Origin of the sequence: Sporosarcina obsidiansis (genome assembly GCF_009651005.1) — a bacterium.
GTDB classification, from domain to species: Bacteria; Bacillota; Bacilli; order Bacillales_A; family Planococcaceae; genus Sporosarcina; species Sporosarcina obsidiansis.
This window is the reverse complement of record NZ_WHVW01000001.1, coordinates 195192-214345: the sequence shown is the minus strand read 5'-3', so window position 1 is coordinate 214345 and position 19154 is coordinate 195192. Positions and strand designations below refer to the sequence as shown.

Annotated in this window: 15 protein-coding genes; 4 read left to right on the top strand and 11 right to left on the bottom strand. The window is 42.2% G+C overall.

From position 1 onward, the window contains the following. Window positions 1–211: 211 nt before the first annotated feature. Window positions 212–1147 (top strand): NAD(P)/FAD-dependent oxidoreductase, encoded by a 936-nt coding sequence (locus GD002_RS00910; protein WP_228548239.1) that lies wholly within the window; start codon window positions 212–214, stop codon window positions 1145–1147. 261 nt (window positions 1148–1408) lie between these two features. Continuing rightward, window positions 1409–2329, top strand: a complete 921-nt coding sequence (locus GD002_RS00905; protein WP_153730438.1) for a glycine betaine ABC transporter substrate-binding protein — start codon at window positions 1409–1411, stop codon at window positions 2327–2329. Between the two features lie 162 nt (window positions 2330–2491). Here the strand turns inward: GD002_RS00905 and GD002_RS00900 are convergent, their stop codons facing one another. The 8 genes from GD002_RS00900 to GD002_RS00865 form a co-directional block, all read right to left on the bottom strand. Then, complete coding sequence (locus GD002_RS00900) at window positions 2492–2905, bottom strand: DinB family protein (protein WP_153730437.1); 414 nt, start codon at window positions 2903–2905, stop codon at window positions 2492–2494. Continuing rightward, window positions 2902–3417 (bottom strand): HugZ family pyridoxamine 5'-phosphate oxidase, encoded by a 516-nt coding sequence (locus tag GD002_RS00895; RefSeq protein WP_153730436.1) that lies wholly within the window; start codon window positions 3415–3417, stop codon window positions 2902–2904. The genes GD002_RS00900 and GD002_RS00895 overlap by 4 nt, the downstream gene beginning before the upstream one ends. A gap of 18 nt (window positions 3418–3435) precedes the next feature. Beyond that, the gene (locus tag GD002_RS00890) at window positions 3436–4215 is read right to left on the bottom strand and encodes an ABC transporter ATP-binding protein (protein ID WP_153730435.1); all 780 of its coding nucleotides are present in this window, start codon (window positions 4213–4215) and stop codon (window positions 3436–3438) included. Window position 4216: 1 nt separating this feature from the next. Then, a complete protein-coding gene (locus tag GD002_RS00885; RefSeq protein ID WP_153730434.1) occupies window positions 4217–5203 on the bottom strand; it encodes a FecCD family ABC transporter permease in 987 nt (328 codons plus the stop codon). An 18-nt stretch (window positions 5204–5221) separates the two neighbouring features. After that, the gene (locus GD002_RS00880; protein ID WP_153730433.1) at window positions 5222–6214 is read right to left on the bottom strand and encodes an ABC transporter substrate-binding protein; all 993 of its coding nucleotides are present in this window, start codon (window positions 6212–6214) and stop codon (window positions 5222–5224) included. 250 nt (window positions 6215–6464) lie between these two features. Further along, on the bottom strand, window positions 6465–8159 hold the full coding sequence (locus GD002_RS00875; RefSeq protein ID WP_153730432.1) for a methyl-accepting chemotaxis protein: 1695 nt from the start codon (window positions 8157–8159) through the stop codon (window positions 6465–6467). 148 nt (window positions 8160–8307) lie between these two features. Then, complete coding sequence (locus tag GD002_RS00870) at window positions 8308–10227, bottom strand: FUSC family protein (RefSeq protein WP_153730431.1); 1920 nt, start codon at window positions 10225–10227, stop codon at window positions 8308–8310. Window positions 10228–10692: 465 nt separating this feature from the next. After that, window positions 10693–11121 (bottom strand): hypothetical protein, encoded by a 429-nt coding sequence (locus GD002_RS00865; protein WP_153730430.1) that lies wholly within the window; start codon window positions 11119–11121, stop codon window positions 10693–10695. Between the two features lie 172 nt (window positions 11122–11293). Between GD002_RS00865 and GD002_RS00860 the strand changes: the two genes are divergently transcribed. Continuing rightward, window positions 11294–13033, top strand: a complete 1740-nt coding sequence (locus tag GD002_RS00860) for a sulfatase-like hydrolase/transferase (protein ID WP_153730429.1) — start codon at window positions 11294–11296, stop codon at window positions 13031–13033. Between the two features lie 223 nt (window positions 13034–13256). On the opposite strand, the gene GD002_RS00855 is transcribed toward GD002_RS00860, so the two are convergent. From GD002_RS00855 to GD002_RS00845, 3 genes are all read right to left on the bottom strand, one after another. After that, entirely contained in the window at window positions 13257–14933 is a 1677-nt protein-coding gene (locus GD002_RS00855; protein ID WP_153730428.1) for an N-acetylglucosaminidase, read from the bottom strand. Window positions 14934–15142: 209 nt separating this feature from the next. Then, complete coding sequence (gene rbsK / locus GD002_RS00850) at window positions 15143–16030, bottom strand: ribokinase (RefSeq protein WP_153730427.1); 888 nt, start codon at window positions 16028–16030, stop codon at window positions 15143–15145. After that, complete coding sequence (locus tag GD002_RS00845; RefSeq protein WP_153730426.1) at window positions 16027–17007, bottom strand: LacI family DNA-binding transcriptional regulator; 981 nt, start codon at window positions 17005–17007, stop codon at window positions 16027–16029. Before GD002_RS00845 ends, rbsK begins: the two co-directional genes overlap by 4 nt. A gap of 325 nt (window positions 17008–17332) precedes the next feature. On the opposite strand from GD002_RS00845, the gene ggt reads away from it, so the two are divergent. Further along, window positions 17333–19087: a gamma-glutamyltransferase gene (ggt, locus tag GD002_RS00840; RefSeq protein WP_153730425.1), complete on the top strand. Its 1755-nt coding sequence runs from the start codon at window positions 17333–17335 to the stop codon at window positions 19085–19087. Window positions 19088–19154: the final 67 nt, after the last annotated feature.

Below are 19154 nucleotides of genomic sequence, written 5' to 3'. Positions count from 1 at the left end.
TTCATTCTGTTTACACAGCAGTTGTCTCTACTGTAACTAAATTTGTTCAGATTGTCCTATATCCTAGTTGAATAAACCTCTGATATTAACTGAATACTGAAAGGTATCCTCTAAAACCACGAACTCCTACGCTCAACCATAAACTGAGCTAGTTTCATATGCACAATCTATTGTTTGTTCCGCCGAGAAGCCGGGAAGTTATAACAGTATAATGACCAGAAAAGGGATGAGTGACGATATGCTTTATGAATGTGCAATTATTGGTGGCGGACCAGCTGGACTAAGTGCGGCACTCGTGCTTGGTAGAGCAAGACGGAAGACAGTCGTATTTGATGACGACCATGCACGAAATCGGGTGACACGCGAAGCGCATGGATTTTTGACGAGGGATGGCACGAAGCCTTCAGAATTGCGAAGATTAGCTCGGAAAGAGATTGCAGAATATCCATCTGTCGAGTTTCAGAATGAAAAGATTGTTTCTATTGAAAGATTGGATAGGGCACATTATGAATTGAAGACCGCCAGCGGAAAAGTCTTTCGCAGTGTGAAGATTTTATTGGCAAACGGGTTGCGGGACGAGCAGCCGAATATCCCTGGCATCGAGCACTTTTACGGCACGAGTTTGTTTAGCTGTCCCTACTGTGATGGCTGGGAGCTTCGAGATCGTCCTTTAGCGGTCATTGCAGACAAAAACGTCTTCAAACTGGCGGCGGAAGTCTATACATGGAGCCGTGACGTAATCGTTTTCACAAACGGTGAAGGCCAACTCACGGCAGAGGAACGCAAGAAATTAAATGCCAAAGAAATACGCATAGTGGATGATATTATTGCACGTCTTGAAGGTGAAAACGGCCAGTTACAAAGCATACGGCTCGAAGACGGCACACTCATCGATCGCACAGGTGGATTCGTATCCCCCCTATGGAGCCACCCCAACCACTTCGCTGATGCCCTAGGTTGCGAACGCAATCAATACGGTGGGATTTTAACAGATGAGTATGGACGGACAACCGTCTGGAACGTCTATGCAGCAGGCGATGTATCTCATATTGTACCCTCACAACTAATTATTGCAGCCGGTACAGGTAGCGCTGCGGCAATTGGAATGAACGGTGACTTGACGAATGAGTTTTTTGATACGATCTAGACAATTGGTATATAAATAATAGGCTGTTCGGAAAGTCACATCTTGCTGACTTTCCTATTTTATTAGAATTTAATTATTCGTACAGAAAAAACTGTACGTACAATAAATATAGGTAAAACGGTTGTATTACAAAGACATTACAGTTATACTTATTAACGTTCGCTAGAGTAGCGATGACAAAAAAGGTTGTGCATACATACAGACGTTGGACACACAAACGTCCATCTCACTTGCAACCAAATTACAAGGAGGAACTGTATCGTGTCATTTAAAAAGAAAGTTTTAGGGGTTAGCGCAGTCGCTTTACTAGCAGTAGGTCTTGCTGCATGTGGAGGAGACAAAGACGAGGACACTTCAAAAAATGATGGAGACGCAACAGGTTCAACTGAATCCATCGGTAAAGCAGTAGATTACAAAATTACAGGAATCGATCCAGGTGCCGGCATCATGGAAGCAACGGAAAGAGCGATCGAAGATTACGGACTTGAAAAGTGGGACGTCACAACTGGTTCAGGGGCAGCGATGACAGCCGCACTGAAAAAAGCATATGACAAAGAAGAACCAATCATCGTGACAGGCTGGTCTCCACACTGGAAATTCGCGAAATACGACTTAAAATATCTTGAAGATCCAGAAGGTTCATATGGTGGAGCAGAAGAAATTCATACAATTGGCCGTCTTGGATTAAAAGAAGATTTATCGGAAGCGTATCAAGTTCTACAAAACTTCCATTGGACTGAAGAAGATATGGCAAAAATCATGGTTGAAATCATTGACGGTGAAGATCCAAAAGTAGCAGCACAAAACTGGATCGATGCAAATGAAGATAAAGTTTCTGAATGGACAGACGGTGTAGAAAAAGTGGACGGCGATACAATTAAGTTTGTCTACGTTGCATGGGACAGTACAGTTGCCAGCACGAATATGATGGCTAACGTATTGGAAGATTTGGGCTACAAAGTGGAAATGTCACAAGTGGAAGCAGGCCCAATGTACACAGCAGTTGCTGACGGAAGCGCAGATGTCTTACTAGCAGGCTGGTTGCCGATTACACATAAGACGTACATGGAGAAGTTTGAAGACAAACTGGACGATATCGGTGTCAGCATGGAAGACGTGAAAATCGGTCTAGTAGTCCCAAGCTATATGGATATTAATTCGATTGAAGATTTGAAAGAGTAATAGCCCTTCTAGCAACACAAAAAAGTGACGGAAGCCTAATTGGTTTTCGTCACTTTTTTGATTTCTTATCGAAACTCGTCGGCTGCTGGAAGGCTTATGAGCGGATCAAGGTCGTTTATGATCACTTGTAGAAATTTAAGAGCGTCTAGCAAATATAGAAATTTATTCCTTCCGCTGATTCTTCATCAACGCAATCTGTCCCGCATGGATTCCTGCGTGGTACATTAATCTACCGATTGCTTCTAAAGGCGTGGATACACCCATCTTGGTCTCTACTGGTGTTTGCCACTGTTCTATCGTCAGCTCTTCCATTGCCTGCTTCAAATTTTCATCGGAAGCTGCTAGCAAATCTAACAACTCAGGTAAGTTTTTAGCTTTCGACAATTCGGCTGGCATCATTTTTTCTAAATACCAATCCGCAAACATATACTCCACTTCCGCTGTATGATACAGCAATGAACGGATGGAGGACTGACCCATACCCAAGTCTAAATCTTCTTCAGCTAAACCTGCTGCCATCTTAGTAAAACGCTCGCGTAACGCGTTCCAAATTGCAAGTACCGTCTCGTCACTCATGCAGTGACTCCTGGCTTGTTCTTTTTATCGACCACTACATGATTGAAGATATCACCATCAATATCCACATCAAACGCTAATCCAAAACCAACTACATACCGGCCTTGAACTGGAGTTAGTTCGAATAATGAAAAGTCTAAACCGCGAAGAACTTCCATTAATTTCGGGTTAAAACGACTGTTGAATAGTTCGAATACTTCTTCGTGTCCTTCATTGCCAATGTTTTTCGGCTGGCACCCCCAACGTGCGCGTTCTGTACCAAAGGGGTTTGGTGTATCGACTTCATCTGCAATGACCATCGCGTCGATCCATTCACTGTTTTCCAAATGACGATAATGTTCGGCTACTCGGCTAATGTAGATATAAAACTTGCCATCCTTTTTAACAAATGGGGCACAGCTGGCAAATGGTCGTCCTTCCTCATTCACCATATTTAGCACTATATTCTTATGACTCTCAACAAACTGTAAATAACCTTCTTTATGTTTTACCAAATCTATTTCTTTCACCATGCTCTATTCCTCCTTAGATTATCGTGCAGTATGCAGTAAATGTATCCGTGGCTTACGTTCATTTGGACTAAATTGCACTTCCGAGTTCATTCGGTACACTTGACGGATCATATCGGTCGTCATCACTTGGTCCGGTGTGCCATACATAGCTTTTTCGCCACCTTGCACGACGACTACTCGATCGCTGTAATACGATGCTTGGTTCAAATCATGCAGCACCATCATGACCGTCATCCCCATATCGCGATTGAGTTCACGCACCAATTCCAACACTTCATGCTGATGAGAAATGTCCAAATATGTTGTGGGTTCATCTAATAATAAAATCTTCGGTCTTTGCGCCAATGCCATCGCAATCCAAGCGCGCTGTGATTCACCACCTGACAAAGATGCGACGGTTCGTTCTCGATAACTAGTCAAATGGGTCTTCTCAATCGCCCATTCTATAATTTGATGATCATCTTCTGTCAGTTTTTCGAACCATCTTTTATGTGGATAACGACCATACGATACGAGATCAAACACTGTCATATCACTCGGTGCCTGATTTTTCTGACTGAGCATACACATTTTACGGGCCACTTGCTTCGGATTCATTGACCTCAAATTCACCCCATCCAGCTCTACGGTTCCTTCATAATAGGGAAGTTGACGAGAAACAGCTTTTAATAAAGTCGACTTCCCCGAGCCGTTCGGACCGATAATCGAGACGACTTCCCCTTCATTCACTTGAAATGAAAAATCGCGGATGATCGTTTTCTGCTCGTAACGAATGGATATCGAATTGACTGTAAACATCTCAAAACACACTCCTTCTCATCAAGTACAGGAAATAAGGACCTCCGATCACCGCCATTAAGATACCCGCTGGAATTTCCATCGGTGCAAACAATGTCCGTCCACCTGTGTCTGCTAGCAATAGAACTAACGCACCGAGCGCCATGCTCATCGGCAATAAAAACTTATAATTCGAGCCAACCAAGAACCGTGCCATGTGAGGTACAATCAAACCGACAAAACCAATCATTCCGATTGCCGCCACAGAAATTGCTGCCAAGAATACAGCCAAAATAGAGAGCGCAATACGGATGCGATTGACATTTTCCCCCAAGTTCATTGCCACTTGATCGCCCATCCGAATGACGTTCGCCTTTCGAATTGCGAAGATCGATAAAATCCATCCAACAATTGAATACGGTAGCACCATGTAGAGAGTCGAATTGCCCTTCGCTGCCAGGCTTCCATTCATCCACTGCACAGCAGATGGCAGACGGTCACTGAACATGATCGATAAATAGCCAACGACCCCACCGCATAATGCGTTGACCGCGACTCCCGCCAAAATGATCGTAATCGGTGAAATTCCATTGCGTCGCCACGCCAATCCGTAAACTGCTGTCGCTGCCACCATTCCTCCAATGAAAGCAGCGAGTGGTACGAACTGCGTATATTCAGGCATGGCCAACATAATCGCAAGAACACATACTGCCGCTCCACTCGTTACCCCCGTCAAGCCAGGGTCTGCCAATGGATTGCCCATCACCGCTTGCAAAATCGCTCCAGATACGGCGATATTGGCACCAATCACCATTGCCAACAACACGCGTGGCAATCGGATATTTAAAATGATCGTATCATTCACCGCGCTCTCAGCGGATTTGAATAATGTTTGTAAAATTTCAGGAACCGCTACGGACACACTGCCTAGACCGATCGCAACGATTGCGGCTACTACTGCTAACGCAAACGTGACACCTACCGTAATTCCACTCCGAGAGTTGGTCATTGCAAAAAATCCCCTCTGTTACTTATAAAAATAAGTAGAAATCTCCGTCAATGCTTTCTCTGCATTTTTAATGGATGTAATACCGAATACTTCATAATCTAAAATATAGACATTATCGTTTTTATATGCCGACATTTGTTTCCACGTCTCATTGCTTTCTACTTCTTTCTTGAACATATCTTCAGATGCACCGTGATCTCCTGAAGCAAGCACTAGAATAATATCAGGATCCGCAACCACGACATCTTCCATATTGATCGGTGAATAAGTGTCTTTCGCTTGTAATACAGAAGTCGCGATATTGTCTGCGCCCAAACGTTTAATCAAGCTACCGACATACGATTTATCATTCATCACCATGAAAGAATCAGATGTACCGATCATCAACATGACGCTTGGCAAATCTTTCCCTTCGCCCTGCTTCACTAACTCATGCTCTTTCGCAACCAGTTGATCGAGCACTGCATGCATCTCATCTTCTTTATCGAAATATGTGCCGAGTGCCTTAAAGCTCAACTTCAAATCTTCAAATGAATCCGTCGGAAGATAAGCAGTCGGCAAATCAATACCTTCCAGCGTCTTATCCAAAGTGCTGCGAAGTGACTCTGCACCTAAAATAACTTCAGGCTGTAACTTCGTGACAACTTCTAAATCTGGCTGCATGGGTGAACCAATTCGCTCAACCGAGTCAAACTCTACAGGCAGTGGATTCGTCGAAGTCGGTACCCCAACAGGTGTCACATCTAACAGTTGCAGCATTTCTGTTAATGGAACAGATGTCGTAATCAAACGCTCCGGTACCGTTTCAGGAAATTGTGCAATCATTTCTGCGAGCTCTTTCTCATCCACCCCATCACCTTCATCTGCGGCTACTTGCTCTGTTTCTTCCTCATCTGTTTTTATCTCTGTCTCTTTTTCCGTTTTCGAAACCGAATTCTCTTTCGTATCATTGGAACAAGCTGTCATCACAGCTAGCACTCCAATTAACAAACCAATCAATAGTTTTTTCACTAGTTTTTCCTCCTGATTATGTATGATCGCTATTTATCAGCGCATTTTAATGAGAATGATTTTCAATCTCATTATTAATGATAACCATTATCATTCTCAATTGTCAATGGGGTTTTTCATTTATAAACTTTCATAAGATAATCACCGCCGAAATTCGTCATACAAAACAGCATGTAAAAAGCCCCCTAACCGATTTCTCGATTAAGAGGCGACAACACAATTTTCAACTAGTATCCTACATCAATAAATTTTACAACTTAAACTGCCGAACCAACCCACTCAACTCTTCCGCTAATTGAGCTAGTTGAGCCGAGCTGCCTGCTACTTCTTCCATTGAACTGCTTGTCTGTTGAGAAGCTGCCGATGTCTGTTGAACACCTGCAGCAGACTCTTCTGCAATGGCAGCAATTTCTTCGATGGCACCGCTCATTTTCTCACTACCAGTAGCTATTTCTGCAAGGTTTTCTGACATAATGTTAATGTTAGCACCCACTTCATTGACAGCACTGCTGATTTCCGTAAAGGTTTGATTCGTTGTCTCGAGCTGAGCCGTGCCTTTCTCCACTTCTTCGTAACCAGATTCTAGTGATACGGCTACACCACTCGATTCTTGCTGAATGTGCCCTACAATACTTGTTATATCTTTAACTGATACGGACACTTGCTCAGCCAACTTTCTTACCTCGTCTGCTACCACAGCGAATCCTTTTCCATGCTCCCCTGCTCGAGCAGCTTCAATTGCCGCATTCAATGCCAATAAATTCGTCTGATCTGCAATATCTTTAATGACGACAACCAGTTTGGAAATTTCTTGCGTCTGAATGTCTAACCCTTTAATTTTCACGACTGCCTCCTGCACAATAGAGTCGATCTTCTTCATCTGTTCAGACGATGTTTTCATCAATTGTGCGCCTGACATAGTCTGAGCCAATACATTTGCAGAAGACCGTTGGATGGCTTCTCCTTTTTGATTGGCCTCTTCTACCTTCAAAGTGAATTTCTCCATGTGAATCGCTAGTTCAGTCGCAGTATTCGCTTCATTTTCAATACCTGACGTCAATTCATGCATCGTTACAGCAATTTGGCTAGAGGCGGTATTTACTTCAGACGAGGACTGCGTCAATTCTTCACTATGACCTGAGACTGACGTAGACACATCATCTATTTTGCTCAGCATCGTTCGTATATTATCACTCATGTCATTCATTGAAAAAGCAAGTTGTCCAATCTCATCTTGTGATGTGACCTCTAGCTGTTGCTGACTCAAGTCTCCATCTGCAATTTGTTTCATTCTGTTCATTACCCGAACGATTGGCTGTGTGATCACTCGCGCAGTTAACAGTGCCGCTATGACACTAATAACCGTCACCAATACCGTCACAATCGCAATCCAACGAAGAGTTTCTTGTCCTATCTTTACAATTTGAGAACCGTTTTTCTTAGTCAATTGCTCACGATTATCTGCATTTGTCTGGTATTGTTCAATCAATTCTATTCCTTCTGACGATAATTGATGTAGATTTCTAATCGCGTTTTCTTTTTGACCTGAATCATACACCTCAATGACATCACTCGTAAGCTTCTTTCTCCACGTAATCATACGCTCAAGTACTTCATTAAATTTATCTGACCTTCCTAGCTGTTCTGCCTGTTTTTGAAGTCGGATTCCTTCATCAGTTAACGTAAGAAATTCATCCTTATATCGCTGATCACCAAACAGTACATACGCTCTAACTGCGGACATACGTCCTGACATCGTATTAGCTAGCCGTAGATCAATGGACATTTTTTGAATATCTTGCTCCACCAATTCTTTCGTTTTATTATTTACTGAGTTCACCGAAACTACTGTATAAGCACCCAATCCAACTACTAGCAAGACCACGACTGCAAATGCGAAGAGTAATCTACTTTTCACACTTTTGAAACGCAATTTCCTATTCATTTCTATCCCTCTTTCTTTCCTAAGCTTCTCCCATATAGGTCAATAAAACCACTTAGGCCACTGTGAATTATACACTCAATGAATACTAAAGTCATTCTAATAAAAGCCTTTAGCACTAAGAAAGTTAATTCAGAAAAAAATGAAATAATTACATCTTAACTAGTCGCGAAGCCTTTGTTTCCTCCATCACTTCAAGAATCATACTTAACACCATTCGATCTTCAATGCGTGGCGTCATTTTTATCTTCTCTTTCATTGCCGACATCTCTTGCTCCAAAGTGAGTCCCTCAGCAGAACGATCCATTAAAATTTGTAAACTTGAAGAGATGGCAGATACATTGGATTCTTGTAGTCCATGCTTTTGTATCCAACCAAATAATTCATAAATGGTGCTAGCTGCACGTCGCTGATTTGTCAGCCAAGTAATCCCCTCTCCACTTGGAACTTCCTGATTATTCAGCTTCAATCGATCCTCAATCATATTCGTGATCAACAATAAATTTTTAACCGCGTGATAGTTGCCCTTCCCCTTCACTTTTTCATTCGCTTCTACTAGCATTTCGTGGATGGTATCTTCATACATCGACGATAAATCTCTATTCGCGTCTTCCAGTTTGTAAGGGAGTATAAACTTGTTGATGAGCAACGCCAGAACCACTCCTACTACCACTAAGACAATTCGTTCTAATGTCAGAATTTCCGTAGTGCCTGTTACTAAAGCAGCTGCACCAATTGCGGAGAACGTCACCAATATCGTGCTATAGCGATAGACTTTAATATAATTCATCAAATAGCCAGCGGTCATGAGCAAGATCGATCGCGCTGTATTGCTCTGGAAAATCATGAACAATACCGTGACAGCAATCGCACCCATGACGGTCGCAAAAATACGGTCACGCATTTTTTTCTGAGATTGTTCATAAAGGGGAATGATCACAGATAATACAGTGAACATCATCCAACGTCCTTCTGTCAGCTCAAAGAAGTCAGTAATGAAACCCGTAAGACTGATGCCGACAGCCATTCGAACTGCATACGACAGCTTGATGGAGTTAGTATGACTCGGTGTTTCACTAATCGTCATCTTTTGAAACTTCTTAGGGATTTGCTGTAACTTTTTGCCAACACTCGATTTTTCTTTGCCTAATTCTAATAATTCAGCAAGACTTTCCTTCAAGAAGTCCATATGATGCAGCATTCGCAATACCAGTACGTTATGATTATGCTCTGCTTTATACTTGTGAAGCATGTGTTCAAACGACTCTTCTAATGCCTCCATTGCTTTCTTGTCATGTAAGCTGTCAGTAGCCAATTGAAGACAATTGATCACATCTTCTAGGATTTCTTGCTGTGCATCCTCTTTGGATACACCTTCCAGCAAAATATCTATTTTCTCTAAGGCTACAGAGATATTTAATTTCAAACGTCCTTCTTCAGTCAAATAATAATTTTCTTCCCGTTTATCATAGATCATACTTCGCAAACCGCTAATCTCGTCCGCAATTTGTTTCGTAATTTCTTCGTGTGATTCTTCTTTTTGCAGCAACCTTATCTTTTCAATTAAAGCAGTGCACACAGCCTGAACCTTTTTATCTCCACTCTTTGTCATCTTATTTTTGTTCACAAGCATTTGCACACCCATGATTGCCAACGCGCCAAATACAAGGGATGCTAGTCGTAAAGGCAATTGATCTGTGGCTACTGGCACAGCTAAAACGAAAAGATATTGGAGAGAGAAAGGAAAATATAGAGGGTTCTTCAAGTTAAACAAAAGCGAGTAGCTAACTACAAACATCACGATAAAGTTGATCGGTACCGCAAGCCACACATTGAATCCCGCTAGAAATGCAGCTAATCCGATAAATAGATTTAACGCAATAAACTTCATCGTATTTCCAATTGGATGACTGGTCAGATCTCGTTCCAATAACATAAGCATCGCGGTGATCGTCGACACACCGATTAATATATTCTCAGTCCCAAATACCGCTCCAAAAGCCATAACAAATCCTATAATGATGATGAATAAGACCGTATTCGTGACAATTGTTTTTTTATTTAACTTCATACTTCCACTTCTCCCTATATTTTCGATAAAAAGAATTTTAACATTAAAGTACTTTGCAGTAAAACATAATGAATAGGTGTGGTCCGGTGTTCCATGCTCATATATTCATGTAAGTGATCATAAGCCGCGTGTAACCGCTCATAGAAACCACATATGCGATCATAGGCCACGCGCAACCGCTCATAGATAACACACATGCGATCATAAGCCACGTGCATCCGCTCATAGAAACTACACAAGTGATCATAAGCCACGCGCAAGTGCTCATAGAAACCACATATGCGATCATAAGCCACGTGCAACCGCTCATAGTAACCATACAAGCGATCATAAAACACGTGCAACCGCTCATAGATACCACGAAATCATTACAAACAGCATACCCATCGGCAAATCAATTGAATACATTTCATTTTTCGACATCAAAAAAGCCCTCAACAAATTAAAGTCGAGGACTGCACACATCTATTCATTCGCTAGCTCTTTATAAGCCAACACTTTTAAAGCTAATAACTCTTCTTCTGTCAGTCTATTTTCAAATCGATCAAACAACTCTTGCTTTTCATTTGCTGATAACCCATTCTTCATCTTGGATTGAACATCCGCGATTTCGCTGACACTAAATTTCTTCACCAATACACGCACGGCCTGATCTTTCGTTTGAAAAGGTAAATTTCGATCATCTATAGACTTTCCTTCAGCAATGAATGCTTGAAGTTCCGGATCATTTTGCACTTCTTGTTTAATGGCTTCCAATTGACCATTTCCTTCTAACTCTACTGCCACTTGGTCCATCACTTCATCTGCAACTAACTTACTTCCAAAATAGTAAACGCCGAACCCAATAGCGACGATGATGATTACTGTAGTAATGAGTAGTTTCAAGACTTTCACTGGTACGCCTCCTTCATCGACCTACTATATTGTTAATTATATCTCGTTCTTATGTCCTTGGAAAGTTCTAGATAGACTAATTTCTGACAGATATAAACCATTCACTCACTTGCCCTACTAAATCCATCATACACTAGTAAAGCACCAACAAACGTAGGAAGGTGAATCAAGTATGAACAAAGAATTTCAATATGGCAAGAAACAGCCCAACATTCTTTTTTTAATGGTGGATCAAGATCGGTTTCCACCTGTCTATGAAACAAAGGAGTTACAGAAATGGAGACGAAAAAACCTAGTGGCCCAAGAATTATTACAAAGAAATGGCATGACGTTTTTAAACCATTATGCCGGAAGTACGGCTTGCTCCCCTAGTCGGACTACATTATATACAGGACAATACCCTTCGTTGCATGGCGTCACCCAAACACCTGGCGCAGCTAAGGGCTCATTCGATGCAGATTTGTTTTGGCTAGATCCCAATACGGTCCCAACGATGGGAGACTACTTTCGCGCTGCTGGTTATAATACGTTTGGGAAAGGAAAATGGCATGCATCAGAAGCCGACATCATAATTCCCGGAACGAAAAATGCATTAGCCAGTTATGATCCTGATACAGGGGTACCCAATAACAAAGACGAAAGAATCTATCGGAAAGCGGATCGCTTGAACGAGTTCGGCTTTTCAGAATGGATAGGCCCTGATCCGCATGGTGCTGATCCGAGAAATTCAGGTTCATCAGCAAGCATAGGAGCAAGAGGTCGTGATGAGGTATATGCGGCTGATACAGTGAAGCTGATCCAATCTTTAGATACCGATGGGCAATGTGCAGGAGGACATACCCCCTGGTTTATTCAATGTTCATTCGTCAATCCGCATGATATTGCACTATATGGCATCTTTTCTGCAATCTCCCCCAATTTTAATTTTGAAGTCGATCCAACACTTCCTTACATTCCATCTGCACCGACAATAAATGAGTCACTACTGACAAAACCATCTGTACAGGAAAGCTATCGAAATACGTATCCAAAAGGACTACAACCAATTCATGACAACAATTTCTATCGCCAACTCTATTACAGTTTGCAAAAGAAGGTAGATCATGAACTCCTCAACGTACTAACCGCTCTTCAACAGTCCAGCTTTTGTGATAATACGATCGTTGTTTTTACTTCTGATCACGGCGAACAACTGGGAGCGCACGGTGGTCTATATCAAAAATGGTACTCAATGTACGAAGAATCCATCCATATCCCACTCATCATTCATAGTCCTACACTTTTCAACAAAGCGGAAAGTACCGATATGCTCACGAGCCATGTTGATATTCTACCTACCTTACTTGGATTAGCAGGAATCGATACCGCCACCATTCAGAAGAAATTATCCGCTGATCATACAGAAGCACAACCCCTCGTTGGTCGAAATTTAGCTCCATTACTCTACGGTTACAAACACTTTTTCAGAGCGAATGAACCGCTATATTTCATGACAGAAGATAATGTCTTCAAAGGACTCAACCAAACGAACTCCATCACAGGCAAACCGTATGAGCAAGTCACCCAACCAAGCTCTATCGAGGCTGTCATTGCATCACTTCAAATGGGTTGTAATGAAAACAGTGAAATTTGGAAATTTGCTCGTTACTTTGACAATCCACAGTTTTGGACAAATCCCGGCATCAGCGATACCACCTGGGTTGAGCAGGATGGATGCTGGGTGGAGGAAGTGAAGACAGAGCCTGTTACCGATCAATTTGAGCTTTATAATCTTTCTGAAGATCCACTAGAAACGAATAACTTAGCGGACCGAGCCAATGCCACAGATGAATCCGAAGCCATTCGATATGAGTTAGAGCAAATGTTAGCTGATCAGCGTTGGCAAAAACGATTGACTCCTCTGGATGGATAATTCAAGATATGGTGTCTTCTAAAGAGTTAAGGGAGGCTAGAGATACTTTCGCTCGGTCCGGGCGTTGGTTGAATCGGACCACGTATCATTTTGAGCGATGCCACAGGACTTTCGCTAGATTCTAACAAGGTATAATCTCGATTTAAAAAGAGACTGTTGCAGAAAGCTAGTCCCGTAACTAGCTTTCCACATAGTCTCTTCCTTTATTAAACTTCAACTTTCCCTACCACACTAACCGATCTACATAGCTTCCATGCACATACAATTCTTCATATGGAACGAAATCCGATTGAACCTTGATCCATGGCTTTTCAGCTAATTGGTCATCCAAAATAATAACCGGCATGCCGGATTTGGGATATTTGTAGGCAGACGGCTGGCTCGTACTCGGATCAAGTCTAAAATTCAGGCCTGTCGTATTCGTCAAGCCAATTTTGACTGGATTGGCTAATTCCTTACCGCCCATCATACGATCCATCCGATATAGATGACCTGCAATCTTCGCTCCCCAATAAGGATCAGAGGCATATTTGACGTTCATACCGACTGCTTTATTGCCAAAGTTTGTTCCATTTGCATATTTTCCTGTTGGTGGCAAATAGTTTTTGTTCAGGAACACATTGACCAACTCTTGGATATTCTGCTCAACCGAATCAAACTCCTTATGAAGCGGATTATCATCGCTCACATACAAACCAAATAGATTATTGTACTTTTGCGCGTATGAACTCATCCCATATTGACTTTCATGCTGGGCAAACGCAAGAATATGCATGGCATTAACGTGATGTTCCTTCTCGATCCGTTTTAATTCAGTTCCTAATCCGAGTAGCTTACTTTTCGTAGAAGCATTCTGATAGAGTTGAGAAGTCGGATAATCCCGCTCCAATTTCCGAAGTCTCTCTAGAATATACGCATCCAACTCCTCAGCTGAATAGCGCGTTTCACTCCGAATCGGCAAGTATTGAAAATATTGATTCGCGACGCCTACTTGCTGTCCTGTTTCATTTGTAAAATGACTACCATCAGTGCTGTAATAGGGAGTTCCATCACGCAAGAATGTAGGCGCAATGCCGACTTCATAGGTGCCGTACATCCCTTTTCCATGTGAATAAATTGAATGAAATAAAGAACCATTCGCCGTGTAATAATACGATCGCTTTTTTACAGTTTGGCTAGGGAGTAGTCTACTATTCTCTTGCTTTATAAAGTAACGAACGCCCGCTAACTCTACTTCCACGTACAAGTCTGTCGAATCCACATAGACAAGCTCCGTATCTGCCGGTACATACGTTTCTTCCTTTTTTAACAGCTTGTCCGAATGAAGAATGGTCAACGAACTGCCATTTGTCGCCTTTGTTACAACAAGTCCGTCTGGCATATGAATAATTATCCCATTCAATAAAATTGCCTGGTCGGCACCCATACGTCTCATAGCTTCTTCAAAACTAGGAAACTTCTCAACAATGGTCGTTGCGCCATCCGCTTGCACATTCGCCAAATCATAGGTAGGCGCCTCTTCTATCGTAAAAGTCTTGGTGATACTTTCTTTCAGTGGCTTCCCCTCACTGTTTCTCACTGATTGGGTAATATGTAAGGTGTACGTCTCGGCATGTCGATAACCACCCGTTGGAGGGGCGATATGTACGTAACGATCTGAATTTGAGAATGTTATTGAATTTGAAAGCTTCGTACCTTTCGAATTCGTGATATAGATGGAATTCGCATTCACCGTCATACGATCCACAGATTTGTTGAAAGTAATCTTCCATATTTTATCTGATGGAACATTGTTGGTCTGTGGCCATGTAGTTGATGTAGCCTCCACGGATAACGATTGAACTAACATTAATAAAAAGACTATCAAAATGCCTGCTGTAATATTCCTGAAAAGTTTCATATCTAGTAACCTCCTTTTGGGGTAGATTATACAGGAAATAGGTAGTTTTAAAAGGGTTCAGAGAGAAATAATAAAACAACTCTGTTAGTAACACCTCCAACCAACAAAAAAACTCCCCAACCAATCACTCGGCTAGAGAGCATTCCTTAACTTTATCTTCCAATTAAGCAATTGTGGCATCTACTTACAACCACATCGCGACCGTTTTTTCATGAAAGCCGACTTGCTTCCTGCAAGCGTTTTTCCACTTCCTCACAAGCTGGCATTCCGCCTTGTGCACCGAACTTTTCTACTGACAGAGAGGCCGCTGCATTGGCAAAACGAACTGCCCTCTCCAGCTCCATGCCTGCCACAATACCATGAGCGAGCGCACCATTGAATGTATCCCCTGCACCTGTTGTATCCACAACTTTTGTTTTAAAGCATTCTACTATGACATGTTGTTCGCCATCAAAATAACGAGCACCTTCACTACCAAGCGTAACAATCAATTGATTTGGGTACTTTTCCAAAGCTTCCATCATATCCATGCCAAATATTTGTTCACACTCTGTTTCATTGGGCGTCAAATACGTGATGAACGGCATCATATCTAGTTGGAAACCTCTAGCAGGTGCTGGATTCAACAAGACAGGTATACCTAGCTCTTGGCATTTTTGAAGCGTATATGTGACAGTAGGAATGGGAATTTCGAGCTGTATAAGCACTAATTTGCTTTTTTGAATCACATCTTCCACCGCATCGATATGAGCAGTTGTCAGCAATGAATTCGCGCCCGGCACCACAATGATACGGTTATCGCCTTCAGATAATAAAATATTGGCAATGCCTGAAGCTGCTGCCACCACGCCAACGCCTTCGCTCTTCACATGATTCTTTTGCAAATTATTCACGATACTTGTACCGAACATGTCATCCCCTACACAACAGACCATATGGATGTCACTTCCTAGTCTTGCAGCTGCAATGGCTTGGTTTGCGCCCTTTCCACCCGGAACCGTATCAAACACATTACCGAGAACTGTTTCTCCCTGCGCGGGGAAATTTTCCGTTCCTACAACTAAATCCATATTCGCACTGCCTATTACTGTAATCATAACGCTTCACTCCTTGTCGTTTCTCGAATGAGAAGTTCAGCAGGAATCTGAATCTCTCGCTCTGTCAGCTCCTGCCCTTCGATTAATTTAATGAGCATTCTAGCTGCAAGCGCTCCAATTTTATATAAATCCTGTGCAACTGTCGTCAAACTTGGTGTTAATTGACTTGCCAGCATCGTTCCGTCATATCCAACGATCTGTAATTGATCTGGCACTCCTATTCCTAGCGAATAAGCAGCTTTCATGGCGCCTGCTGCCAAGACATCACTACTTGCAAAAATACCATCGATGGAACCTTGCTGTAATACGGTCCGTGCAATCATCTCAGATGCTTCAAAGTGAAAAGGACATTCAACCACTTGCGTCTCTATCTCTTTGCCCTTCACTGCATCCTTAAATCCTAAAAACCGGTCATCTGCTGGTCCCAATCCAGATGGACCGCGTAGACAGAGGATGTGTTGGCAACCGTTCGCCAATAAATGCTCTGTTCCCACTCGCGCCCCTTCCCTATTGTCAGTCGCCACAATAGGTATCGACGGATGAATTCGACGGTCAATCGCTACAATTGGAATATCCAAATTCGTGTAATGATCCGCTTCTGAATGACTTGCCGCCACAATAAAACCTGCTACATACTTTTGTTGCAACGTGTTCAAATAATGAATTTCCTTCTCAACCTTTTCATCCGAATTACAAAGCACCACCGTATAACCATATGTTAGCGCTACATCCTCTATAGCGCGAGCTAGCTCAGGAAAAAACGGATTCACAATATCCGGAACAATTAATCCAATGAATGTAGCTTGTTTCGTACTGAGAGAACGCGCCACCAAACTCGGTCGATAATTCAGCTCCTCAATCGCCGCTGAAATCACACGCTTCGCATCTTCACTAATGTATCCTTTGTTATTCAAATAACGTGAAACAGTAGCTACTGAAACCCCTGCCTTTTTAGCAACATCGCGTATATTCGCCAACTATTCCACCTGCATTCTTCTTTTTATAGTAGGGTGTGGTACCGGTTACACTTAATATAACAGATGGAGAATTTCGAAGTCAATAGACGGAGAAAAAGCATGTGTTTGATCGATAAAATCATTAACCAAATTTAGTAAAAACATCCCTCCATTACTATAGAACCAAATTTCGAATTCCGAAATAAAGGCTATCTATCTAACTACCAGTTTGCTATAATCTAACTATTCGAATTATTGCAATCAATACACTGCAATATTCAACAATTAACTTAGAAAGGAGACTATCAGCAAATATAGTAGAGAATAATTCCTAAGGGGTGGACTGATGAAGAAACGATTAAGTTGGTTATTAGTAATTCCGATGAGTTTGTTGCTTTTGATTAGTACGTTGCCGGGAACTACATTCGCTAAAGATTGGGACATGAATTATTCTAACTATCGTCAAGTTGCGACGGGCTTGGACGGCATGGTAGCGACTGCTCATCCGTTAGCCTCAAAAGTCGGTGCGGATGTATTGGCAAAGGGCGGAAATGCGATTGATGCTGCTGTTGCGATTCAATTTGCATTAAACGTCACAGAGCCGATGATGTCTGGAATTGGCGGTGGCGGATTCTTAATGTACTATGATGCCAAAACAAATGAAACACAAATTGTTAACAGCAGGGAACGGGCGCCAGCAGGAGCTACGCCGGATATGTTTTTGAATGAGAAAGGTGAACCAATTCCTTTTCAAGAAAGAGTGACGGGTGGTAATTCAGTCGGTGTACCCGGAACATTGAAGGGATTAGAGGAAGCGCTTTCAAATTGGGGCACACTTCCAATGGAAGAACTAATTGAGCCAGCAATTGAATTGGCACGTGACGGCTTCTTAGTTGACTCCGTACTTGCAAAGGCGATTGAAGACCATAAAGATATCCTTGCCTTTAAAGAAGCTGGGAATATTTTTGTTCCAAACGGTAAGCCATTACGTGAAGGAGACTTGCTCGTTCAAAAGAATTTAGCCAACACATTTGAGTTGATTAAATTACAAGGTACAGATGTTTTTTATAAAGGTGAAATTGCAGAAGCTATCGCAAAAGCAGTACAACAATATGGCGGTACAATGACAGCAGAAGACCTAAGTTCATACGCAATCACAATGGACAAGCCAATTTGGGGCGATTATAAGGATTATCAAATTGCCAGTATGCCTCCTCCAAGTTCAGGCGGTGTATTCTTGCTGCAAATGCTCGGTATTTTAGATGGCTTCGACCTCTCACAATATGATGTGAAATCTTGGCAGAAATATCACCTGCTTGCGGAAACGATGCACTTAGCATACGCTGATCGTGCTACCTACGCAGGAGATCCTGATTTTGTCGACGTTCCATTAAAAGGCTTATTGCATCCAGATTATATTCAGCAGCGCAGAAACTTAATTAGCTTAGAGACCATGATGAAAAAGCCAGAAGCCGGCAATCCATGGGACTATGAAAATAAGAAGGTAGAAACAGCAAACATTACACAACCGACTGATAACAAACTGGGCGAAACTACTCACTATTCCGTTACAGATCAGTGGGGCAATGTGGTGTCCAATACAACAACGATTGAACAACTATTCGGTTCCGGTATCATGGTACCTGAATATGGTATTATACTAAACAATGAACTGACTGATTTTGACGCGGTACCAGGTGGTGCGAATCAGGTCGAACCAAATAAACGACCACTCAGCAGCATGACGCCAACGATTGTCTTTAAAGATGGCAAACCTGTACTAAGCGTCGGATCTCCAGGTGGCCCAACCATCATTACGTCTGTCCTACAAACCATTCTTCATTCGATTGAATATGATATGGAATTAAAAGCAGCAGTCGAAGAACCAAGAATTTATACAAACAGCACAGCTTCCTACCGATATGAAAACGGAATTCCAGAAGAAGCGATGAATCACTTGCGGATGCTCGGACATCAATTCGGCGAGAAGCATACGACGATTGGTAATGTACAAAGTATATTCATCGATCAAAAAGAAGGTACGTATAAAGGAGTAGCTGACTCCAGCCGGAATGGAGCAGCTATTGGTATAACAAAATAACGTAGAGAGAGAGGCTGTCCTGAAAGTGAAATATCTTTCAGTGGCGGTCTTTTTTGTATGGTTACGT